Here is a 22,184-nt window from a genome sequence, read left to right on the forward strand (position 1 = left end):
GATTCCTCACATGACGCACCCGTTGGACAAAGGGACTGCAATTCACCTGCCGGCCGCCGTGGTACGCGCCGTGTTGCGGTGGACACCCACCGGAGCCGAGCCGGGGGTTCCGGACATCGATCTGTCCGCGCTGGCGCTGGGGAGCGGGGGGCGGGTGCGCTCCGAGGGGGATTTCGTCTTCTACAACCAGCCGCGGCACCCGAGTGGCCGGATCCGGCGCCTCGCGCGCCGCCGGGACGCGGCCGGGTTGCGCGAGACCGTCGAGGTCGATCTCGGCGATCTGGACGCCGGGGTGAGCCGGGTCGTGCTCGCGGTGTCGGCGGACGCCGGTTTCCACGCGCCGGACAGCGCCCCCCGGCTGCTCGTGCAGGACGCGCCGGGCGCGACCGTCCTCGCGGTGTTCCCGCTGGCGCCCGGCGCCCTGGAGACGGCGATGGTGGCCGGTGAGCTGGCGCGTGCCGGGGACGGCTGGGAGTTCCGGGCCGTGGGGCGGGGTGTCAGGGGCGGCCTGGTGGCGCTGGCCGGCGAGTTCGGTGTCGGCGCGGCGCGGCGTACGCCGGGCACCGGCACGTCCGCGCAGGGCACGGCCGCGCCCCTTCCCGAGGCCGCGTCCGACCTCGCGACGCCCACCACCGAGCGTTCCGCCGCCCCGCCCGACCACGCTCCGGCGCCGGCCGAGGGGACCGGCGCGACCGCCCGCCCCGCCGCCGCTGCCGGGTCCTCCGGGTACGGCTACCCGCAGCCCGACCCCGGTTTCACGCTGCCGCCGCAGGGGCCGCAGTTCCTTCCCGGCCCGGAGCAGCGGGCCGACCGCACGGTGTGAGCCGTCCGGGACGCCCCCGAGACCGGCACCGGGGTGTCCCCGGGGTCCGCACCTCGCGGCGTCGGGGTCAAGATCGGGGAGAACGCCTGATGGCGGGTCCCCCGTCCGCTGATGGGATGGTCACCGATCAACGGCCCCGGCTGCGAGCAGCCGGGGCCGCCGGACGGAAGGGACCACCATGCATGTGACGCGCAGACGGCGACGGGGCCTGCTCGCGCTGGCCGGGCTGAGCGCGCTCCTCGTCACCGCGTCGGCCGTGCCGGCGACGGCGGCGACGGCACAGCCCCGGGACGCCGATCCGCTCCAGCGGGCGGTGGACGCGGTCCACGACACGGGTGTCGTCGGTGTGGCGGCCGAGGTGACCTCCCCGGACGGGAGCGACAGCGCGCGCGCCGGGACCGCCGCGCTCGGCACCGACCGGCGGATGCCGCCGGACGGCAGGTTCAGGATCGGCAGCGCCACGAAGACGTTCACCGCCACGGTCGTCCTGCAGCTCGTCGCCGAGGGCCGGCTGTCCCTGGACGACACCGTGGAGCGGTGGCTGCCGGGCCTGGTCAGGGCCGACGGCGTCGACGGGCGGGAGATCACCGTACGGCAGCTCCTGCAGCACACCAGCGGCATCCCCGACGTCCTGCCGGAGGCGGACGCGCTGCTCACCGCCGACGGGTACCGGTCCGACCGGTTCCGCACCTTCACGCCGGAGGAGCTGGTGGGGCTGGCGCTGCGGCAGCCGCTGCCCGAGACCGAGTGGTCGTACTCGAACACCAACTACATCCTCGCCGCGATGATCGTCCACGAGGTCACCGGCCGGAGCTGGGAGCGGGAGGTGACCGACCGCATCATCCGGCCGCTGGGCCTGGCGGACACCTCGGCGCCCGGCTCCTTCCCGTTCATCCTCGGCCCGCACGCCCGCGCGTACACCGGCTTCGGCACCGATGCCGCGATCGACGTCACGCTGCTGAACCCGAGCATGGCCGTCGGCTCCGGCTCGATCATCAGCACCACGCACGACCTGAACCGTTTCTTCGCCGCGCTCTTCGACGGGCGGCTGCTGGAGCCGGCGGAGCTGGCCGAGATGACGGCGACCGTGCCCGCGCCCGACCTGGGCGTCGACTACGGACTCGGCGTGGCCGAGATCCCGCTGTCCTGCGGCGGCAGCTACTACGGGCACGTGGGCGAGCTCCTCGGCTACCGCGCCCTGGCGGGGGCGACACCTGACGGGAGCGGGACCGCCGTCGTGTACGCCACCGGCGACGGCGACCGGGGCACGCAGGCGGCCATGATGGCGCTCGTGGACCAGGAGCTGTGCGCGACCGGCTCCTGACGTCCGTCCCGGCACGCCGCAGGCCGATCGCGTCCGGTGGTCCCGGTCGCGATCGGCCTGGAGAACAGGGCGGTGGGGTCCGGTCAGGAGACCGCGGTGACGGTGTCCGAGCAGTAGCTGGTGCTGCCCTTCACCAGGCAGACCCACATGCTGTAGCTGTGGTTCTCCGGGAGGTTCCCCGTCTCCCGGACCACGATGGGGGAGGCGAGCCCCCGGGTCGAGGCGGTGCGGATGCTGCTGAGGTGGGCCTCGACGCCGTACCCGTCCGGGGTGGAGTCGGCGGCGATCAGCGTGTCGCCGTAGGACAGCCACTGCCCGTAGCCGACGAAGTCGCCGCTCACCTTGACGTGGATCGTCTTGCCGCCGTCGCTGCCGTTGACATAGGTGAAGCTGACGCTGAGGGCCGAGGCCGGCGTCGCGGTGCTCAGCGTGGTCGCGGCCACGATCGTGACGACGCCGAGAAGCGTGCCCCAGAGCTTGGAAAACTTGAGAGTGAGTGTGCGCATGCCGCCTTCTCCGTGGTGTGAATCGCCGGTGAAGGCTAGCGGCGCGCCACGACGGGCGGACAGCACGCTTTCGGCCAACCTGGCCGGATCCTTTTGGTCGCATTCGCAAAGATCATGCGTGATGCGGCACGCTCGTGCGGTTTCGGCGGATCAGGCGCGCTGGCGGCCGTCCTTGAAACCGCGGCCCCACGACATGCCCCACCCGTAGAGGCGGTCGATCTCGGCCTGGAAGCCGTAGACGTACTTGACCTCGCGCCGCGCCACCAGCCGGCCCTTGTCGTGCTCGATGAGCGCGACCGCGCACGAGCGGGCGCCGCTCGGGGCGTCGGTGAGGCCGATCTCGATGTTCCGGCCGCCGGCCGCCGCGATCGACACGACCGCGATGGCCCGGTCGAAGGCGGGCACACCGTCGTAGATGTAGACGAACAGCAGGAGCCGCTTGAACTCGTCCTTGTGGTCGAGGTTCACGTAGAGCTGCTCGCCCGACGCGGTGCCGAAGCGGTCGTCGCCGCTCAGCTTGATGTACGGCGGCTCGTTGAAGTCGCCCAGCAGCCCGCCCACGGACTGCACGACACCCCGCGAGCCGTCCTTCAGCTCGTACAGGCAGGCCAGGTCGAAGTCGAGGCTGGCGACACCCTGGGAGTGGCCCTGGATCTCGGCCGGCTTGAAGATCTTCCACGGCTGCCGCCACACACGGCGCGCCGCCGGGTCGAAGTCGGCGTTGTGGCGCATCCGCCACGACAGCTCGACGCGCAGGGTGCCGGTGTCCGCCCCGGCGTCCGTCAGCGCCACGACGGGCGAGCGGCGCGTCAGCTCCATCGCGTAGGTGGACATGCCGCCCACGGTGTCGAACTTCTGCTTCGCGGATTCGCCGCGCCGCCAGTACGACCACAGGGAGGCCATGGCCGCCCCACCCCTTCCACGCTCACTGTCCATGCCGACGGCGCCCCCGCCCCCGACAGCCCGGGAGCGGGGCGGCCTGCAGGCCGTCCCGCTCCGTGAAGGCTTCCCCCGGTGCCGGGCGGTGCACACCCGTCGCACGGGGCACACGCCCCGGCCGTGTGCGCCCCCCGGCGCCGCGTGTCAGGCGCCGGCCGACACGCTCGTCTTCGGTGGCCCGTCACTGCCCTCGCGTGCCGCGTCGATGCGGTTGGCCCGTACCGACGACCAGAAGGCGAGGGCGATCAGGACGACGCCGACGGTGCCCGTGACGACCTCGGGCAGCGGCCAGCGGATGCTGATCAGCAGCATGACGGCCAGGGCGCCGATCGCGTAGTGGGCGCCGTGCTCCAGGTACCGGTAGTCGTCGAGGGTGCCCTGGCGGACGAGGTAGATCGTGAGCGACCTGACGTACAGGGCGCCGATGCCGAGACCGAGCGCCATCTCGAAGATCTCGTTGGTGACGGCGAACGCGCCGATCACGCCGTCGAAGGAGAACGACGCGTCCAGGACCTCCAGGTACAGGAAGAGGAAGAACGCGGCGCGGCCCGCGAGGCCGACCGCCGTGGGGGCCTTGCCGGCGCGGCGTGCCGCCTCCTCGGCCTCGTCGGCGCGCTCCTCGTCGTCCTCAAGACGGTCCTCGAAGTACCCGGAAAGACCGCCGACAACAAGGTAGGTGATGAGTCCAGCGACGCCGGCGAGCAGGACCGTCTCGGCCTTGTCGACGTGGGTGTCGCCGTGCTGGTGGGCGTGGTTCGCGACGAAGCTGGCGGTGAGCAGCAGCACGACCAGCGAGATGCCGACGGACACGGCGTCGATGCGGCCCAGCTTCGACAGCGGGCGCTCGATCCAGCCGAGCCACTTGTTCTCGCGCTCCTCGAAGATGAACTCCAGGAAGATCATCAGCAGGAACATGCCGCCGAACGCCGCGATGGCCGGGTGGGCGTCGGTGACCATCTGCGAGTACTTGTCGGGGTCGTCCAGGGCCAGCCGGACGGCCTCGATCGGCCCGACGCGCGCCGTCAGCGACACGATGGCGACCGGGAAGACCAGCCGCATGCCGAACACGGCGATGAGGATGCCGATGGTGAGGAAGATCTTCTGCCAGAACTCGTTCATCCGCTTGAGCACGCCGGCGTTGACGACGGCGTTGTCGAACGAGAGGGAGATCTCCAGGATGGTCAGGATCGCGACGACGGCGAAGCCCTGCCAGCCCCACAGCAGAAGGGCGGCGGCCAGGCCGACGATGGTGATGCCGAAGGACCAGCCGAAGGTTTTGAGAAGCACAGAATGTCCAGTCTTCCGCGGGGCGGGCAGGGCTGCGGGCTAGAGCGCCCGGAGGGCCGAGACGTACGCGTCCAGGTCGCGCGCGTCGGGCAGGCCGTTGACGACGGTCCAGCGCACGAGGCCCTCCTTGTCGACGATGAAGGTGCCGCGCACCGCGCAGCCCTTCTCCTCGTCGAAGACGCCGTAGGCGCGGGAGACCTCGCCGTGCGGCCAGAAGTCCGACAGCAGCGGGTACTCCAGGCCCTCGCGCTCACCGAATACGCGCAGGGCGAACGGCGAGTCGTTGGAGACGGCGAGGAGCTGCACGTCGTCGTTGACGAAGGTGGGCAGCTCGTCGCGCAGGGCGCACAGCTCACCGGTGCACACGCCGGTGAAGGCGAAGGGGAAGAAGAGGACGACGACGTTCTTCTCGCCCCGGAAGTCGCTCAGGGAGACGGTCCGGCCGTGCTGGTCCTTGAGCTGGAAGTCGGGGGCCTTGGTGCCCGGCTCGATCGCCATGTGCGCGTAATCCGTTTCTCGGCAGGAGGTAAAGGAGGTCGCCGACCAGCCTACGACGAGGTCCCCGGAAGCGTGCCTGCTGCCCCCGGGGACCCGTGTGCCACTGCCGCCACGCGCCCTGCCCGGCCGGCGGCCGGGCAGGGGCGGCGGCTACTTCTTGCCGGCTGCCTTGGGCGTCACCAGGCGGCTGCCCGACCAGTCCTTGCCCGCGTTGACGGTGCTGGTCTGGGCGAGTCCCGCGGTCTGGGCGGCCTCACCGATCTCGCTGGGCTCGACGTAGCCGTCCCGGCCCGTCTTCGGCGTGAGCAGCCACACCGGCGCGCCCGGGTCGATCATGGTCGTGGCGTCCACCAGCGCGTCGGTCAGATCGCCGTCATCCTCGCGGAACCACAGCACCACCGCGTCGGCCACGTCGTCATACGTCTCGTCGACGAGGTCCTGGCCCGTGATGGCTTCGATGCCCTCGCGGAGAGCCTGCTCGACGTCTTCGTCCCAGCCGAGCTCCTGGACCACCTGTCCGGGCTGGAAACCCAGCCTGGCGGCGGGGTTGGTCCGCTCTTCCGCGTGGTCCGCGGTCGCGCTCACGGATTGCTCCTGTCCTGTGTCGGGCAGTCCCTCTGCCGGGGAGACCTCCCCGGATACCGCTTCGGAAACTGCTGGAGATTCTTCTGAGAAGAGGGTACGGGTCGGCCGCGCGCGCACGCGCGGCTTGGGGCGTAGTCCACACGCGACGGGCGGATCGCGCAAGTACCCGACGGCCGAGCACGCCCAAACGTTGACGGCTTGGCCCTGTCCCGGCCGCCCTCGGTGAACAGGCGTTCGCGGTGGTCGGGGGGCGCGGGCGTAGGGTGGGCCGGTCGGCCGGGACGCGGGCCGGGCGTGATCGACGCGGAGTGAAGGTTCCCCTTGGTTACCGCCCAGTAGAGATGACGTTTCGCCGTCCGGGGTCCACGATGGAGGCGGCGCGACACATGCAGAGCAGACAACTCACAGTGAAGGAACAGCGTGGCTTCCGGATCAGATCGCAACCCGATCGTCATGGGCGGCCTTTCCAGCCAGGTCCCGGATCTCGACCCTGAGGAGACTCAGGAGTGGCTCGACTCACTCGACGCTGCCGTCGATGAGCGGGGCCGGGAGCGGGCCCGCTATCTCATGCTCCGCCTGATCGAGCGCGCCCGTCAGCAGCAGGTGGCCGTGCCCGAGACGCGCGGCACCGACTACGTGAACAGCATCGCCACGAGCGATGAGCCCGAGTACCCGGGCGACGAGGAGCTGGAACGCCGGGTCCTCGCCGCGAACCGGTGGAACGCCGCCGTCATGGTCACCCGCGCGCAGCGGCCGGGGATCGGCGTGGGCGGCCACATCGCCACCTTCGGGTCGTCGGCCGTGCTCTACGACGTCGCCTGGAACCACTTCTTCCGCGGCAAGGACCACGGCGACGGCGGTGACCAGGTCTACTTCCAGGGGCACGCGTCCCCGGGCATGTACGCCCGCGCGTACCTCCACGGCGTCCTGTCCGAGGAGGCCCTCGACGCCTTCCGGCAGGAGCGTTCCAAGGCCCCGCACGGCCTGTCCAGCTACCCGCACCCGCGGATGATGCCGGACTTCTGGGAGTTCCCGACCGTCTCGATGGGGCTCGGGCCGATCAGCTCGATCTACCAGGCCCGCATGAACCGCTACATGCACGCCCGCGGCATCGCGGACACCTCGAAGTCCCGCGTGTGGGCGTTCCTCGGCGACGGCGAGATGGACGAGCCGGAGTCGCTCGGCCAGCTCTCCCTGGCCGCCCGCGAGAAGCTCGACAACCTCACCTGGGTCGTCAACTGCAACCTGCAGCGGCTCGACGGCCCGGTGCGCGGCAACGGCAAGATCATCCAGGAGCTGGAGGGCCAGTTCCGCGGCGCCGGCTGGAACGTGATCAAGCTCGTCTGGGACAGCTCCTGGGACGCGCTGCTCGCGCAGGACCGCGACGGCGTCCTCGTGGAGCGCCTGAACTCGACGCCGGACGGACAGTTCCAGACGTACGCGACCGAGACCGGCGCGTACATGCGGGAGCACTTCTTCGGCTCCGACCCGCGGCTCGCCGCGATGGCCGAGGGCCTGTCCGACGAGGACATGGTGCGGCTCGCGACCGGCCGCGGCGGCCACGACGCCCGCAAGGTGTACGCGGCCTACAAGGCGGCCACCGAGCACACCGGCCGGCCGACCGTCATCCTGGCGCAGACCGTCAAGGGCTGGACGCTCGGTCCGTCCTTCGAGGGCCGCAACGCGACGCACCAGATGAAGAAGCTGACGGTGGCGGACGCCAAGGGCCTGCGCGACCGGCTCGGCCTGCCCATCCCGGACAGCGCGCTGGAGGGCGGCGTCCCGCCCTACTACCACCCGGGCGCGGACTCCCCCGAGATCCGCTACATGAAGGAGCGGCGGGAGGCCCTCGGCGGTTTCGTACCGCGGCGCGTCGTACGGTCGAAGGCGCTCGCGCTGCCGGACGACAAGGCGTACGCCACTGTCCGCAAGGGTTCCGGGAAGCAGGAGGTCGCCACCACGATGGCGTTCGCCCGCCTGCTGAAGGAGCTGATGCGGGACAAGGAGATCGGCAAGCGGTTCGTGACGATCGCGCCGGACGAGTACCGCACGTTCGGCATGGACGCCATGTTCCCGTCGGCGAAGATCTACAACCCGGCCGGGCAGAACTACGAGTCCGTCGACCGGAACCTGCTCCTCGCCTACAAGGAGTCGCCGACCGGGCAGATGCTGCACGACGGCATCACCGAGGCGGGGTCCACGGCCTCCCTGGTCGCGGCCGGCTCCGCGTACGCGACGCACGGCGAACCGCTGATCCCGATCTACATCTTCTACTCGATGTTCGGTTTCCAGCGGACCGGTGACCAGTTCTGGCAGTTCGGCGACCAGCTCGGGCGCGGTTTCGTCCTGGGTGCGACCGCCGGCCGTACGACGCTGACCGGTGAGGGCACGCAGCACGCCGACGGCCACTCGCAGCTCCTCGCCTCGACCAACCCGGCGTGCGTCGCCTACGACCCGGCCTACGGGTACGAGATCGCGCACATCGTGAAGGACGGCCTGCGCCGCATGTACGGCGAGAACTCCGAGGACGTCTTCTACTACCTCACCGTGTACAACGAGCCGATCGCCCAGCCCGCCGAGCCGGCGGACGTGGACGTGGACGGCATCGTGCGGGGCCTGCACCGCGTGTCCGCGGGCACCGCGGGCAGCATCCCGGCGCAGATCCTCGCGTCCGGCATCGGCGTCACCTGGGCCGTGGAGGCGCAGCGCCTCCTCGCCGAGGAGTGGAACGTCAAGGCCGACGTGTGGTCCGCCACCTCGTGGAACGAGCTGCGCCGCGACGCGGTCGAGGCCGAGCAGCACAACCTGCTGCACCCCGAGGAGGAGCAGCGTGTGCCGTACGTCACGCGCAAACTCCAGAGCTCCGAGGGTCCGTTCGTGGCCGTCTCCGACTGGATGCGGTCCGTTCCCGACCAGATCGCGCGCTGGGTGCCGGGCACGTACCAGTCGCTCGGCGGTGACGGCTTCGGCTTCGCCGACACCCGCGGCGCGGCCCGCCGGTTCTTCCACATCGACGCGCAGTCGATCGTGGTGGCCGTGCTGACGGAGCTGGCGAAGGAGGGCCGGATCGACCGGTCCGTCCTGAAGCAGGCCATCGACCGCTACCAGCTCCTCGACGTGGCGGCTGCGGACCCGGGTTCGGCCGGCGGCGACGCCTGAGCGAAACCGCGGTCGCGGTGTGACGGCCGCCGTGTCCCCATCCGGGGGCGCGGCGGCCGTCGCCGTGCGCGGGCGGCCCCAGCCGTGACCTGCTCCCACGTTTCGGACGTGGGTACGAGGGGTAGCGCGGCCCCCGTATGATTGCGCGGCAGTGTTGATCTTTCGCCCTGTACCCCGAGATCTGTCCGCCGCCGATTCCGGCGCTCTCCTGCCCGTGCTCCTGCCGCTGGCCCTGGTGTTCGTCATCCTGGCGACGGCCGGCTGGATGGCACGCGGAGCGGCCGAGGGAAAGCCGGACGCGTACGAGGCCGAGCTGCTCGCCTGGGCGCGCGCCTCGGCCGCCGGTGAGCGGCTCCCCGACCCGGCCACCGCCTCCCCCGCCGATGTCGCGCGGTTCTTCGAGGGCCTGTCCCCCGCGCGGCGCGGCGAGCTGGCCGCCGACCATTCCCTCGTCGTCGGCAACCTGCCCGGCGTACCCGTCTCCCTGCGCTACCTCGCGAACCGGTACGCGCTCGCCGACGCCAGGGACGCCGAGCGCGCGCGGATGCACGACCCGCGCCTCTCCCCCGCCGGACAGCAGGAGGCGGGCCGGCGCATGCACCGGTACGAGTCGATGCTGACGCCCGGCCGGCAGATCCTCGCGTTCGACCCGACCGGGCGGGGGCGGGCCGCCGAGGTGTTCGGCGACCTGGAGACGGCGGAGCGGATCTCCCTCGTCGTGCCCGGCGTGGACACGAACCTGCTGACGTTCGAGCGGACGAACGGCCGGTACACGGCGCCGTCCGGCATGGCGCAGGCGCTGTGGGAGGCGGAGAACGAGCAGCTCCCGCCCGGCGAGTCGACGGCCGTGATCGCATGGGCGGACTACGACACCCCGGTCGGCATCCACATGTCGGCCGCCACCTCCGGGCTCGCCGCGGCGGGCGCCGCCCGGCTCGCGCGCGCCGTCGAGGGACTGCCGGGGTCGGCGCCGGTGGCGCTGTTCTGCCACAGCTACGGGTCGGTGGTGTGCGGCATCGCGGCGCCGGACCTGCCGTCGCGGGTCACGGACATCGCGGTCGCGGGCAGCCCCGGCATGCGCGCCTCGGACGTCACGGACCTGCGCACCACGGCCCGCGTGTGGGCGCTGCGCGCCGCCGACGACTGGATCGAGGACGTGCCGCACCTGGAGCTGGGGCCGTTCGGCTTCGGTACCGACCCGGTCGACCCGGCGTTCGGCGCGCGCGTCCTGGACGCCGGCGAGACGGGCGGCCACAGCGGCTACTTCGAACCGGGCGGGCTGAGCCTCGCCGCCATGGCCGGCATCGGCGCGGGGCGCGTGGACGAGGAGATGTGCGCCCCCGGCGTGCGTTCCTGCGCTTCTCCCGGCACCTGCGCCCCGGCCGTCGCGGCGTGAGAGGCTGCCGGCGGGCGGACGCGCGTGTACGGCCGAACACACTTGCCCGGGGGACGCGTCTTCGTCAGTCCCGGCGCATACGATGACCCGCATGGGTGATGTGCTGGCCGGAATCCACTCCACTTGGGAGTTCGACACCGACTCCGTGCTCATCCGCTTCGAACGGGGAATACGCACGCCGAAGCTGCTCCAGGTGCTGGGTGAGCGCCGCATCCCCTACGAGGCGTTGAGTTCGGTCGAACTGGCACCGGGGAAACGCAGGGGCACCGTCGTCCTGCACGCCGTACCGAGACGGGGGGCCGATCCGCTGCTGGACGCGGCGGCGGGGCAGTTGCGGGAGGCGTCCGACCCGTACCGGCTCGTCCTGCCCGCCGAGCGCGAGACGCTGGCCGACTACTACGCGGGGGAGCTGCGGTCCGCGCTCGGCCCCGCGGCCGCCGAGGAGGCGGACGACTACCTGGTGCCGGCGCCGGCCGCGCCGCTCCAGTTCAAGGCGTACGACGGCAAGGTCTCCTTCGACGGCAAGGAGGTGGCCTTCCGCTGGTTCTGGACGGGCGCCTCGTCGGCGAAGTGGAAGGCCGGGGACCAGGCGTTCGCCGTCGGCGACCTGGAGGGCGTCCAGTGGCGCTCGCCCGAGATCGCCGGGGGCTACCTGCGGCTGCTGCGGCGCGGCGGCGCCGCGGCCCCCCGGCCCGGCGGCCACGACCGGGCGGAGGGCGACGGCGACGACGAGGCAGGACCGGCCGCCGACCAGGACCCGGCGGCCGTCGTCTTCGGCCTCGGCTACGGCCTGGTCCACGAGTCGCTGCCGCTGGCCGCGGCCGTCCTGGAGGCGATCCGGGCCGCGGAGGCGGCGGACGAGGGGACGCGCCGCCACCGCTCCCACCGCGCCGACCCGGCCGACATCGCCGCCCGCATACGGCACCTGGGCGACCTGCATTCGGCCGGTCTGCTGACCGACCAGGAGTTCACCACCAAGAAGACGGAGCTGCTGGCCGAACTCTGAGCGCGGACTACTCGCGGCCCGCCGCCGTGACGTTCATGTCCGGGTACTGGGTCCCCGCGACCCGGTCACCGATCGTGTCGAGGACGGCCAGCTCGTCGTCGCCGAGCGTGATGCCGGCGGCGGCGACGTTCTCCTCGACGCGGCCCGCCCTGCGGGTGCCGGGGATCGGGACGACCGTCATCCCCCAGCGCGGCGCCTGCTGGTGGACCCAGGCGAGGGCGACCTGCCCCGGGGTGGCGCCATGGGCCTCGGCGACGCGGCGGACCGGTTCGAGGAGCGCACGGTTGGCGACGGCGTTCTCCCCGGAGAACCGCGGCTGGCGCCTGCGCGAGTCGGACGGGTGGAGATCGGTCGTGGCGTCGGCGAACGAGCCGGTGAGGAAGCCGCGGCCGAGCGGCGAGTACGGCACGAACGCGACGCCGAGATCCCGCGCCGCCGGCACCGCGCTGCGTTCCACGTCCCGGGAGAACAGGGACCACTCCGACTGCACGGCCGCGATCGGGTGGACGGCGTGCGCGGCGCGCAGCTCGGCGCCGGTGACCTCGCTCAGGCCGAGGTGGCGCACCTTGCCCTCGGCGACCAGCTCCGCCATGGCGCCGACGGTCTCCTCCAGCGGCACGGCCGGGTCGCGGCGGTGCATGTAGTACAGGTCGATCACATCGACGCCGAGGCGCCGCAGACTGGCCTCGGCGGACGCGCGCAGCTCGGCCGGGTCATTGGTGATGCGGCGGGCGCCCGGGTCGTCCGGGGCGAGCGTCAGCCCGAACTTCGTGGCGATGGTGATCTCGTCCCGGTGCGCGGCGACGAACGGCGCGAGGAACCGTTCGTTCTCCCCCATGCCGTACAGCTCGGCCGTGTCGTACAGGGTGACGCCGAGGTCGAGGGCGCGCTCCAGGGTGGCGCGTGCGGCGTCCGCGTCGGTCGGGCCGTACCCGAAGCTCATGCCCATGCAGCCGAGGCCCTGGACGCCGACGAGGGGTCCTCCGGTGCCGAGCGGGACGGTCGTGAGGCGGGGGGCGGCGGCACTCATGCGGAGACACTCATCCTTCCGTCGTCACGGTGTCCGTCGCCGGCTCGGTGCTCCAGCTCGCGGTAGACGCCGATCTTGTGGTCGAGGAGCGCGAGGGTGCTGTCGAGTTCGGCGATGCGGCGCACCACCTCCTCGCGGGTCTCCTCCAGCAGGGCACGGCGTTCGGCCTCCGTGCCGTCGCCCCGGCGGACGAGTTCGGCGTAACGGACCATGTCGGCGACGGCCATGCCGGTGAGGCGCAGCTTGCCGACGAAGGCGAGCCAGCCGAGATCCTGGTTGCTGTAGCGGCGCTGCCCGGTGTGCGAGCGGTCCACGTGCGGCATGAGGCCGATGCGCTCGTACCAGCGCAGGGTGTGGACGGACAGCCCGGTGTGGGCGGCGACCTCGCTGATGGTGTAGTGGTCCTGGCCGTCGGGGCGCGGCGGCGGGCGTTCCTCGGACGCGCACCGTTCGACGCGGTCGGCGGCCGGCAGACGGGTCTCCGGGGCCGAGGCCCGGACGTGCGCGGGAGCGGCGGCGAGTGTCATGGGAAGCACGCTAGAGAGTTCGAGTGCACTCTACGCAAGTCCTTTTCGCGGACGGATCCGCCGTCGGGTCCCGCCGGGGGCGCGCGTAGGCTCACCGACATGCGAAGCCTGGAGTTGATCGACACCTGGCCGGTGTCGGAGGTGGCGGCGGGTGTGGTCACGGCGGACGGGCGGCGGGCCGCCCGCGGGCCGGGCGGGCGGCCGTTCGCGCTGGCCTCGGTGACGAAGCCGCTGGCCGCGTACGCCGTGCTGATCGCCGTGGAGGAGGGCGCCGTCGAGCTGGACGAGCCGGCGGGTCCCGAGGGCTCGACCGTACGGCACCTGCTGGCGCACGCGTCGGGCCTCGCGTTCGACGAGCACCGGGTCGTGGCCGCGCCCGGCACGCGCCGCCTCTACTCGAACGCGGGCTTCGAGGTCCTCGGCTCGCACGTCGCCGCGGCGACGGGGATCGCGTTCCCCGAGTACCTGCGGCAGGCGGTCCTGGAGCCGCTCGGCATGACCGGCACGGAGCTGTCCGGCTCGCCCGCGAAGGACGGCGTCTCGACCCTGGACGACCTGCTGCGCTTCGCCGCCGAACTGCTGGCGCCGCGTCTGGTGGCCCGCGAGACGCTCGACGCGGCGACGTCCGTGGTCTTCCCCGGCCTGAACGGCGTCCTGCCCGGCTTCGGCCACCAGCGGCCCAACGACTGGGGCCTCGGCTTCTCGCTGCGGGACCACAAGTCGCCGCACTGGACGGGCGCGACGTCCTCGCCCAGGACGTTCGGCCACTTCGGCCAGTCGGGCACGTTCCTGTGGGTGGACCCGGACGCGGCGGCGGCCTGCGTGGCACTGACGGACCGCCCCTTCGGCACCTGGGCGGCAGAGGCATGGCCCCCCTTCACGGACGCGGTCCTGACCGAACTGCGCGGCTGACGGGGTTCGGCCCAACTCCCGGCCGGTGTCCGGCCCTTCACCTCTTCGCGATCGGGACGGCGCGATTCCTCACCGCGTGCGCCTGCTCTAGGGTGTGGTCCGCGATGATCGATGGAGCCTCGTGGGGTGGGGGGACTCGTGGATTCGTTCGACGACGACTGGGCGCGCATCCAGGCGGCGGCACGGGAAGAGGTCGCGCGGACGCGGCTGAACGGTACGGAGTCCCCGGCCGGGGGCGGTGGAGCGGGCGCGGTCCTGGAGATCCACGAGGCGGACCTGGCGACCGTCGAGGACTGCGCGGCGACCATCGCGGACGTCATGGCGCGGTCGGACAACTCGACCAGGAACGCGACCCATCTGTCCGGGACCCTGCTGTCGACTCCGGGGTTCGAGACCGGCTCCGCGCTGCTCGACCTGGTCGCGCGCTGGGAGACCAGGACCGAAGCGCTGCACCGGGACTGCGTGATCATCGAACAGCACCTGCGCGAGACGTACACGCTGAACAGTGCCGCCGACCTGGAGCGGGCCGCCGAACTCCAGCGGCTGAACCTCTCCCCCGGCGGACGCGACCAGCGAGCGGTCTGACCTTCGGCGCGTTCTCAGGAAGGAGACGCGGATGTCCCGCGCGTACACCGTCGAAACCCTGCTCGACCTGCCGCTCAACCACCTGGGCGCCGCCGTCGAGGAGTGGGAGACGCAGCACCGGCGGCTGGAGGAACTCCTCGACACCGGCGAGACCATGGCCCGGTACGCCCGCGCCGGCACCTGGCGGGGGGAGAACGCCGGCGCGAGCATCCCTGTCGTCGTCGACCGTGCCGCGCAGGTCGAGGCGGCCTGCACGGAGGCGGGCACGATGCGCGACCTCCTGCGGGACGCCCGTGAGCGGCTGAAGAGCTGCCAGGACGCGCTGGTGACGATCATCGAGGTGGAGGCTCCCGAACTGGGGGTCCATGTCGACGCTCGGGGTCGCGTCACCGGCCGCTACGACGAGCAGAGCGAGGTGTACGAACGCCAGCAGGCGGCCGTACGGGAGATCGGTGACCGCATCCGTGACGTCCTGACCCGTGCCGCCGAGGAGGACGCGCTGATCGCGCAGGCGCTGCGGGATGCCATGGGCACCGAGGAGGATCGTTTCAGCGGCGTCGCGTACGCACGGGGTTCGCACGCGGGCAGCACGCGCTCATGACGGGCGCCGAGGTGCGGGGACTCCTCGACCATGCCCGGGTCGACCAGATCCGGTCCGACTACGGCTCCGGTGCGGCGGCCAAGGAGGCGGAGAAGGACGCGCTGGCCTGGGGGGCCGCCGGGGCGCGCTCGGTCGTGGGCGTCGGGGTCGCGACCACCAATGTGGTGCTGGTGGCGAGCACCGGGGCGACGGTCGCGGTACCCATCGTGACGGGTGCCGGCGAGAAATTCCTCGGGGAGTTCGTGGTGCAGCAGGTGTTCGGCGGCAACACCGAGTTGGAGAACCAGGCGCTGACCGCCGTCGCAACAGGAAACCTCTATCAGGACAGCCGTACCCAACTCGGAAACGTGGCGGCCGAGTATGAGGAATGGGCACTGGAGCACGGGTACACCGCTGAGCAGACGGTGCAGTTGACCAACAACACCAAGGACGCATATGGCTTCGGCGAGGATCAGGAAACGCGCGTCGGCTGAGCGGGGTGCGCACGGTGTTTCCCGGGCCGCGGGGCTCGTCCTGACGGCGGTGCTGCTGACGGGGTGCGCGTCGGGCGAGGGGCTGATGTCCGGCTCCGTCATCGGCGGAGTGTGGCGGCCTGTCGCCGAGGTCTGCGACGGCACGCTGGACGAGCCGGCGTACGAGGCGCTGGAGCAGTTATCCGGTCTGCCCGTCGCCATCGACGAGGGGGGCGGACCGGCCGACGAGGACGGCAGTGCGCCCGCCCCGGACCTGGAGGCGTTCGCCGGACAGCTCCGTGACGCCCCGGACGGGCCACACATGTTCTGCACTCTCACGGACACGACCGACATGACCGTGGACAGCTACGCAGAGATGACGTTCACCTGGTACGACGTGCCTACCGGCGAACAGGGCACCGGCCCGGCCGCTTACGTGACCGCCGAGTCCGGCGACATCTTCTTCCTCTGCCCGGGCGGCCCGGAGGAGACGCTGCGCGCCAATTTCCTCATGCTGTCCCGGCCGGCGGGCGGGGACGCCGACGCGAGCCTGACCGTCACGAACTCGGTGGCACGGGCCGTCGCGGAGGAGCTGGGCTGCCTCGAAGCGTCCGGTCTCACCACCGCACCGCCGGAGCCCACGAGTACCGAATGAGCAGGCGGCCGGGCCGGTCACACCGTGGCGGGCGAGTTCTTGCCGGATGGGCAGGCGGCCGGGGACGAAGCGTTTCACGGGGCGCCGAGACGCGGCGCCCCGTACCCCACGGTGGCCTTCCTCACCGTTGCTGCCGACCGGCCTTCGCCTGCGCTCGGTGGTACAGCGTCCGTTTCGCGTTCTTCAGCAGGTCGGCTGCTTCGGTGCGACCGAGTTCATCGGCGAGGGTCATGGGCGTGTAATCGCGCGCCGAGTACCTCACGTGGCTGGGGACCCCCCTCTGTCGCGCATGGGGGTCACCGCCGGCTTCCACGAGGAGCCGCACGGCTGCCAGCGCGTCCGGTCCGGTGAGGGTGACCGCGGCGTGGAGCGGTGTGCGGCCGTACTCGTCGGCCGCGTTGGGGTCGGCGCCCGCGGCGAGGAGGGCTTCGATGACGTCGGGGGTGATGTCGGGGCCGGGGATGACGTGGAAGTTGCCGGCGACGGCCAGGTGCAGAGGCGTGACGCCGGCGCTCAGGTCTCCGAATCTGTCGCAGTGCCGTTGCGGGTGGCGATACGTCCAGGGAATCCTGCAGGTCTCGCGGAGCGCCGCACCCGGATCGGCGCCTGCCTCGGCCAGGGTCCGCACGACGGCGGCGGAGCGGCCGATGACGGCCAGGTGCATGGGGGTGAGCCCGGAGTCGTTCAGTGGACCGAGCGCGGGTGTGGGTGTGCCGGCCAGAACCTCCCGGACAGCCGCGAGGTCTCCGACCGCGCAGGCCCGTGGGAAGAGGTCCTCCGGGGACGGCGGGGGCACGGCCTTCAGGTCGGCCAGCAACCTCGACAGCGGCTCCGGTTCGAGGCACTCGTCCTCACCGTCGTCGTACCAGTCGTGGTCGATTTCGTAGACCGGCGGGTCGCCTGTTCCGGCCTCGTCGAGGTCCACCAGCCAGTAGAACTGGGTGTTGGTCATGCCGATGAGGAGCCATGCCCTCGCCGACGGCCCGTCCTCGTCGTCGAATTCGAGCATCATGGGGAACTGGATCGGTCCGCTGTCGTCCTCGTCGAGCAGGACGTGGGCCTGCGGCCAGCCGATCGACAGCAGGGCTTGGATCTCGGCCGGGAGCCGCCGTTCGCCGACCGGCGTCACGACGGTCCACCCCTCGCGCGGCGCGAAGTCGTCAGGCACCGCGCCGCGCAGGCGTTCCAGTTGGTACAGAACCTCGGGACGCAGCCCTCCGGCGGAACACCCCGCTGATGCAGCGGCGACGGAGCGGTGGGATGTCATGTCGTTCAAGAACACCATCCTTCAGAGGCGGCCAGGCTTTCCGCGATCCCGGAACGGGACCTGAAGTCGGACGTGACTGAACGAGACCCTTCTCGGCGACGGGCGCCACCGGGGCCCCTGGACGCGGGCGGCGGTCCACCGCCTCAGCGCCCCTTGTCCTTCCACCCGCCAGGGAATCCCGCAGCTTACCGATCTGCTTCCTGTAACTCTCCACCACCTCCCGTCCTTTCGCGGGCAGCTCGTCCCAAGTGCGCGGCCAGTCGGCCGGAGTAGCCCTTGCTGATCTGCACGACTCCCCTCCACGCCGCCTCGGGTGTCGCTTCGTACAGGACGGGCGCGACCACGTACCAGGTACCCGGCGCGGCCTCGTCCGGCGCCGCTCCCCTCGCCACCCTGCTGTAGCCACGCGCCGAGGCCACAGCCACCAACCGCGCGAACTCGACAGCCGAGGCACGCCGCACCCCACGCGGAACCGGCCACCCGAACGGCGACACCACCCGTCGTCGGAACACCACTTGCTCCCGTCTCACCACCGCACCGCCGGAGTCCACGGTCAGCGGGTGAGTGCGGCGCCGAATCGCCAGATCAGTAGTTCTGTCGGTTCCTCGGCTCGCAGGGGTGGGGTTCCCGCTGCTGTGAGGCGTGCCGAGTCGCCGGGGGTGAGGCGGGTCGCTGTCGTGACGTCCGGGTGCAGTGTCACTGCGCCCCGCACCACGTGCACGTATGCGCGGTGTGCGTCGGGGACGGTCGTCCGCGTGCCCGTGTCGAGGTGGTGCACGTACAGCGCCGCGTCCGTGCGCGGCAGGGCGTACGGAGTGCCGTCCGCGAGACCGCGCACCACCTCGTACTCCGGGGCGCCGCCCGGCTCGTCCGGCACCAGCCACATCTGCAGGAACCGCAGCGGCTCCGTGCCCCGGTTGTGCTCGCCGTGGAGGGTGCCCGAGCCGGGGGTGAGGCGCTGCACGTCGCCGGGTCGTACGGCGGTGGTCCTGCCGTCGGTGTCCTCGTGGGTCAGCTCCCCCTCGATCACCCACGTCACGATCTCCAGGTCGCGGTGCCGGTGCGGCGGGAACCCGGCGCCCGGTGCCAGACGTTCCTCGTTGCAGGCGGTCAGGGGGCCGAACCGCAGGTTGTCGGGGTCGTAGAAGCCGGCGAAGGAGAAGGCGTGGCGTGTGTCGATCCCGGCGTGCGGCTCGCCGCCGCGGTGGCGCTCGCCCGCGCGCTTCACTTCGAGCATGCCCCCCACCGTAGCCGCAGGGCGCCGGGCGGTCGCCCCGGCCCGGCACCCCCGCCGGGTATGGCCGAGGGAGAAATGAGGCAGGCTGGTCCCGTGTCCGATGCCGATGAGAAGGAAGCGCACGCCGCGACCGTGCGCCGTCTTGAACAGTCCTCCGGCAAGCTGTCGGCCGCCGCGATCGCGCGGATGGACGAGCAGTTGCCGTGGTACCGCGCCATGCCGCCGGAGAACCGTTCGTGGATCGGGCTGGTGGCGCAGGCCGGTATCGCGGCGTTCACCGAGTGGTTCCGGCACCCCGAGACGCCGCAGGCGATCAGCACCGACGTCTTCGGCACGGCGCCGCGCGAGCTGACCCGCGCCATCACGCTGCGGCAGACCGTCGAGATGGTGCGCACCACGATCGAGGTCGTCGAGTCCGCCGTGGACGAGCTGGCGCCGCCCGGCGGCGAGGCGTCGCTGCGCAGCGCGCTCCTGGTGTACGCGCGGGAGATCGCGTTCGCCACCGCCCAGGTGTACGCGCAGGCCGCCGAGGCCCGCGGCGCCTGGGACGCGCGCCTCGAGTCCCTCGTCGTGAACGCGGTGGTGTCCGGGGAGGCCGACGAGAGCGACCTGTCGCGGGCGGCCGCCCTCGGCTGGCGCACGCCCGAGCACGTCACCGTCGTCCTCGGGAACGCGCCGAACGGCGACAGCGAGCTGACCGTCGAGGCGATCCGCCGCGCCGCCAGGTACGCGAAGCTCCAGGTCCTCACCGGTGTCCTCGGCAAGCGCCTGGTCGTCATCGTGGGCGGCAGCGACGACCCGGTGCAGACGGCGAAGGCGCTCATCGGGCCGTTCGCGGCGGGGCCGGTCGTCGCGGGGCCGGTCGTCGGCGACCTGCTGGCGGCGACCCGGTCGGCGCAGGCCGCCGCGGCCGGGCTGCGGGCGTGCGCCGCGTGGCCGGACGCGCCGCGGCCCGTCCTCGCGGACGACCTGCTGCCGGAGCGCGCCATGGCGGGCGACCCGGCGGCGCGGACCCTTCTGGTGGAGGAGATCTACAGACCGCTCCAGGAGGCGGGCTCCGCGCTGCTGGAGACGCTGAGTGTCTATCTGGAGCAGGCGAGCAGTCTCGAGGGGGCCGCGCGGATGCTGTTCGTGCACCCCAACACCGTCCGGTACCGCCTCCGGCGTGTGACTGACGTCACCGGGTGGCCGCCGTCGGACGTGCGGTCGGCGTTCACTCTCCGCGTCGCCCTGATGCTGGGGCGGCTCGCCGACGCGGACGGTCGTCCGTAACGTTTGTTCGAGCCCTACAAATCCTCCGACTGTTCTTCGTTCTCGTCACCACGGGCGGCGCACCCCGTGGCCGGGAGAGAGTGAGAGCGTGCTCGTACTCGTCGCTCCCGGCCAGGGCTCCCAGACGCCCGGCTTCCTGAATCCGTGGCTCGAACTCCCCGGTACCGCCGACCGGCTGCGCGCCTGGTCGGACATCGCGGGCATCGACCTCGTCCACCTCGGCACGAAGGCCGATGAGGACACCATCCGTGACACCGCCGTGGCGCAGCCGCTGCTGGTGGCCGGCGCGCTGCTGTCGGCCGCCGCGCTGTTCGACGGCGCGGACGCGACGGCGGGTGCCGCGCGGCTCGGCGCGGTCGCGGGGCACAGCGTCGGCGAACTGCCGGCCGCGGCGATCGCCGGCGTGCTGAGCGAGGCCGACACGATGGCCCTGGTGCGCAGCCGCTCCACGGCGATGGCCGAGGCCGCCGCCGTGACGCGGACAGGCATGTCCGCCGTCCTCGGCGGTGACCCGGAGCTGGTCGCCGAGCGCCTGGAGAAGTGCGGCCTGACCGCGGCCAACAACAACGGCGGGGGCCAGATCGTCGCCGCCGGCACGCTGGAGCAGCTCGCGGAGCTGGCCACCGACAAGCCGGAGCGGTCCCGCGTCATCCCGCTGAAGGTGGCCGGGGCGTTCCACACGCACCACATGGCGCCGGCCGTGGCCGCCATGGAGGCGGCCGCGAAGGCCGTCACCATCGCCGACCCGGCCGTCCGGTACGTGTCGAACGCCGACGGCGAGGTCGTCGGCGACGGCCGGGAGATCGTGCGCCGCCTGGTGACGCAGGTGTCGAACCCCGTGCGCTGGGACCTGTGCATGGAGACGTTCCGCCGGCTCGGTGCCACCGCGCTGATCGAGCTGTGCCCGGGCGGCACGCTCGCCGGGCTGGCCAAGCGGAACCTCAGGGGTGTCGCGCAGCTCGCCGTGAAGTCCCCGGACGACATCGCCGCGGCCCGTGAGCTGATCGCGGAGCACGCCGCGTCCCCCGCCGAATAGGAGCCTGACGGATGACCGCCAAACTGAGGCCGAGCCGGGGCGCGCCGTACGCGCGGATCCTCGGCGTGGGCGGGTACCGCCCCGTCCGTGTGGTGCCGAACGAGGAGATCCTGAAGCACATCGACTCGTCCGACGAGTGGATCCGTTCCCGGTCGGGCATCGTGACCCGGCACTGGGCGGGCGAGGGCGAGACCGTCGTGGAGATGGCGGTGGCGGCGTCGGGCAAGGCGATCGCGGCGGCCGGCATCGCGGCGGAGCAGATCGACGCGGTCGTCGTGTCGACCGTGTCGCACTTCATGCAGACCCCGTCGGCGGCGACGGAGATCGCGCACCGGATCGGTGCCGGGAAGCCGGCGGCGTTCGACATCTCGGCCGCGTGCGCGGGCTTCGGCTACGGCCTGACGGTCGGCAAGGGCCTGATCACCGACGGCACCGCGGGGCACGTCCTCGTGATCGGTGTCGAGCGGCTCTCGGACCTGACCGACCCGGAGGACCGGTCCACGGCGTTCCTGTTCGGCGACGGCGCGGGCGCGGTGGTGCTCGGCCCGTCGGACGAGCCGTCGATGGGTCCCTCGGTGTGGGGCTCGGAGGGCGACAAGGCGAACGTCATCGAGCAGACCGTGCCGTGGGACCGGTTCCGGATCGGGGACCTGTCCGATCTGCCGGTGGACTCGGCGGGGCAGGTGAAGTTCCCGGCGCTGCGGCAGGAGGGCCAGACGGTCTTCCGGTGGGCGGTGTTCGAGATGGCGAAGGTGGCCCAGCAGGCCCTGGACGCCGCCGGGATCACCGCCGATGATCTGGATGTCTTCATCCCGCACCAGGCCAACATGCGGATCATCGACTCGATGGTGAAGACCCTCAAGCTGCCGGAGCATGTGGCGGTCGCCCGCGACATCGAGACCACCGGCAACACGTCGGCCGCCTCCATTCCGCTCGCCATGGAGCGGATGCTGGCGACCGGCCAGGCGAAGAGCGGTGACACCGCGCTCGTCATCGGCTTCGGGGCGGGTCTGGTGTACGCCGCCACGGTCGTTACCCTCCCCTAAGCAGATCCGCTTCCCGCGGATCGTCATCAACGCGGTATCCA

At 72.1% G+C, this 22,184-nt stretch carries 22 protein-coding genes; 13 read left to right on the top strand and 9 right to left on the bottom strand.

Annotated features, from left to right (window positions below):
• Nucleotides 1-10 precede the first annotated feature (10 nt).
• Together EMA09_RS06560 and EMA09_RS06565 are read left to right on the top strand one after the other, a co-directional pair.
• On the top strand, nt 11-823 hold the full coding sequence (locus EMA09_RS06560; protein ID WP_129839770.1) for a TerD family protein: 813 nt from the start codon (nt 11-13) through the stop codon (nt 821-823).
• Nucleotides 824-1,001: 178 nt separating this feature from the next.
• Entirely contained in the window at nt 1,002-2,147 is a 1,146-nt protein-coding gene (locus EMA09_RS06565) for a serine hydrolase domain-containing protein (RefSeq protein WP_129839772.1), read from the top strand.
• 83 nt (nt 2,148-2,230) lie between these two features.
• Here EMA09_RS06565 and EMA09_RS06570 read toward each other — a convergent pair whose 3' ends face one another.
• The 5 genes from EMA09_RS06570 to EMA09_RS06590 all read right to left on the bottom strand — a co-directional run bounded on the left by EMA09_RS06570 (nt 2,231) and on the right by EMA09_RS06590 (nt 5,962).
• A complete protein-coding gene (locus tag EMA09_RS06570; RefSeq protein ID WP_240796267.1) occupies nt 2,231-2,653 on the bottom strand; it encodes a hypothetical protein in 423 nt (140 codons plus the stop codon).
• A gap of 150 nt (nt 2,654-2,803) precedes the next feature.
• On the bottom strand, nt 2,804-3,556 hold the full coding sequence (locus EMA09_RS06575; RefSeq protein WP_129839774.1) for a Tellurium resistance: 753 nt from the start codon (nt 3,554-3,556) through the stop codon (nt 2,804-2,806).
• Between the two features lie 180 nt (nt 3,557-3,736).
• A complete protein-coding gene (locus tag EMA09_RS06580) occupies nt 3,737-4,879 on the bottom strand; it encodes a DUF475 domain-containing protein (RefSeq protein WP_129839776.1) in 1,143 nt (380 codons plus the stop codon).
• 39 nt (nt 4,880-4,918) lie between these two features.
• Nucleotides 4,919-5,377 (bottom strand): peroxiredoxin, encoded by a 459-nt coding sequence (locus tag EMA09_RS06585; protein ID WP_129839778.1) that lies wholly within the window; start codon nt 5,375-5,377, stop codon nt 4,919-4,921.
• 150 nt (nt 5,378-5,527) lie between these two features.
• Nucleotides 5,528-5,962: a DUF3052 domain-containing protein gene (locus tag EMA09_RS06590; RefSeq protein WP_129839780.1), complete on the bottom strand. Its 435-nt coding sequence runs from the start codon at nt 5,960-5,962 to the stop codon at nt 5,528-5,530.
• A 420-nt stretch (nt 5,963-6,382) separates the two neighbouring features.
• Here EMA09_RS06590 and aceE point away from each other — a divergent pair, with 420 nt between their 5' ends.
• The 3 genes from aceE to EMA09_RS06605 all read left to right on the top strand — a co-directional run bounded on the left by aceE (nt 6,383) and on the right by EMA09_RS06605 (nt 11,523).
• Entirely contained in the window at nt 6,383-9,121 is a 2,739-nt protein-coding gene (gene aceE, locus EMA09_RS06595) for a pyruvate dehydrogenase (acetyl-transferring), homodimeric type (RefSeq protein WP_129839782.1), read from the top strand.
• 265 nt (nt 9,122-9,386) lie between these two features.
• Nucleotides 9,387-10,517: an alpha/beta hydrolase gene (locus EMA09_RS06600; RefSeq protein WP_129843876.1), complete on the top strand. Its 1,131-nt coding sequence runs from the start codon at nt 9,387-9,389 to the stop codon at nt 10,515-10,517.
• Between the two features lie 91 nt (nt 10,518-10,608).
• Nucleotides 10,609-11,523 (top strand): DUF4429 domain-containing protein, encoded by a 915-nt coding sequence (locus EMA09_RS06605; protein ID WP_129839784.1) that lies wholly within the window; start codon nt 10,609-10,611, stop codon nt 11,521-11,523.
• Between the two features lie 7 nt (nt 11,524-11,530).
• On the opposite strand, the gene EMA09_RS06610 is transcribed toward EMA09_RS06605, so the two are convergent.
• Both EMA09_RS06610 and EMA09_RS06615 read right to left on the bottom strand, forming a co-directional pair.
• Nucleotides 11,531-12,553 carry an aldo/keto reductase gene (locus EMA09_RS06610; RefSeq protein ID WP_129839786.1) on the bottom strand — a complete coding sequence of 341 codons (1,023 nt, stop codon included), beginning with the start codon at nt 12,551-12,553 and terminating at the stop codon, nt 11,531-11,533.
• Nucleotides 12,550-13,080 carry a MerR family transcriptional regulator gene (locus EMA09_RS06615; RefSeq protein WP_129839788.1) on the bottom strand — a complete coding sequence of 177 codons (531 nt, stop codon included), beginning with the start codon at nt 13,078-13,080 and terminating at the stop codon, nt 12,550-12,552. Before EMA09_RS06615 ends, EMA09_RS06610 begins: the two co-directional genes overlap by 4 nt.
• A 99-nt stretch (nt 13,081-13,179) precedes the next feature.
• Here EMA09_RS06615 and EMA09_RS06620 point away from each other — a divergent pair, with 99 nt between their 5' ends.
• The 5 genes from EMA09_RS06620 to EMA09_RS06640 all read left to right on the top strand — a co-directional run bounded on the left by EMA09_RS06620 (nt 13,180) and on the right by EMA09_RS06640 (nt 16,285).
• The gene (locus EMA09_RS06620) at nt 13,180-13,992 is read left to right on the top strand and encodes a serine hydrolase domain-containing protein (RefSeq protein ID WP_129839790.1); all 813 of its coding nucleotides are present in this window, start codon (nt 13,180-13,182) and stop codon (nt 13,990-13,992) included.
• Between the two features lie 138 nt (nt 13,993-14,130).
• The gene (locus EMA09_RS06625) at nt 14,131-14,577 is read left to right on the top strand and encodes a hypothetical protein (protein WP_129839792.1); all 447 of its coding nucleotides are present in this window, start codon (nt 14,131-14,133) and stop codon (nt 14,575-14,577) included.
• 31 nt (nt 14,578-14,608) lie between these two features.
• Nucleotides 14,609-15,178 (top strand): hypothetical protein, encoded by a 570-nt coding sequence (locus EMA09_RS06630; RefSeq protein ID WP_129839794.1) that lies wholly within the window; start codon nt 14,609-14,611, stop codon nt 15,176-15,178.
• A complete protein-coding gene (locus EMA09_RS06635) occupies nt 15,175-15,651 on the top strand; it encodes a hypothetical protein (protein ID WP_129839796.1) in 477 nt (158 codons plus the stop codon). The genes EMA09_RS06630 and EMA09_RS06635 overlap by 4 nt, the downstream gene beginning before the upstream one ends.
• Complete coding sequence (locus EMA09_RS06640; protein WP_129839798.1) at nt 15,614-16,285, top strand: hypothetical protein; 672 nt, start codon at nt 15,614-15,616, stop codon at nt 16,283-16,285. Before EMA09_RS06635 ends, EMA09_RS06640 begins: the two co-directional genes overlap by 38 nt.
• A gap of 121 nt (nt 16,286-16,406) precedes the next feature.
• Here EMA09_RS06640 and EMA09_RS06645 read toward each other — a convergent pair whose 3' ends face one another.
• Together EMA09_RS06645 and EMA09_RS06650 are read right to left on the bottom strand one after the other, a co-directional pair.
• Nucleotides 16,407-17,552, bottom strand: coding sequence for an ankyrin repeat domain-containing protein (locus EMA09_RS06645; RefSeq protein WP_240796636.1), 1,146 nt, complete (start codon nt 17,550-17,552; stop codon nt 16,407-16,409).
• Nucleotides 17,553-18,105: 553 nt separating this feature from the next.
• Nucleotides 18,106-18,789 carry a pirin family protein gene (locus tag EMA09_RS06650; protein ID WP_129839802.1) on the bottom strand — a complete coding sequence of 228 codons (684 nt, stop codon included), beginning with the start codon at nt 18,787-18,789 and terminating at the stop codon, nt 18,106-18,108.
• Between the two features lie 93 nt (nt 18,790-18,882).
• Between EMA09_RS06650 and EMA09_RS06655 the strand changes: the two genes are divergently transcribed.
• From EMA09_RS06655 to EMA09_RS06665, 3 genes are all read left to right on the top strand, one after another.
• The gene (locus tag EMA09_RS06655) at nt 18,883-20,061 is read left to right on the top strand and encodes a helix-turn-helix domain-containing protein (RefSeq protein ID WP_240796268.1); all 1,179 of its coding nucleotides are present in this window, start codon (nt 18,883-18,885) and stop codon (nt 20,059-20,061) included.
• 88 nt (nt 20,062-20,149) lie between these two features.
• Entirely contained in the window at nt 20,150-21,097 is a 948-nt protein-coding gene (locus EMA09_RS06660; protein WP_129839804.1) for an ACP S-malonyltransferase, read from the top strand.
• Between the two features lie 11 nt (nt 21,098-21,108).
• Nucleotides 21,109-22,143 (top strand): ketoacyl-ACP synthase III, encoded by a 1,035-nt coding sequence (locus EMA09_RS06665; RefSeq protein ID WP_129839806.1) that lies wholly within the window; start codon nt 21,109-21,111, stop codon nt 22,141-22,143.
• Nucleotides 22,144-22,184 lie beyond the last annotated feature (41 nt).

This window comes from Streptomyces sp. RFCAC02 (assembly GCF_004193175.1).
GTDB lineage: Bacteria > Actinomycetota > Actinomycetes > Streptomycetales > Streptomycetaceae > Streptomyces.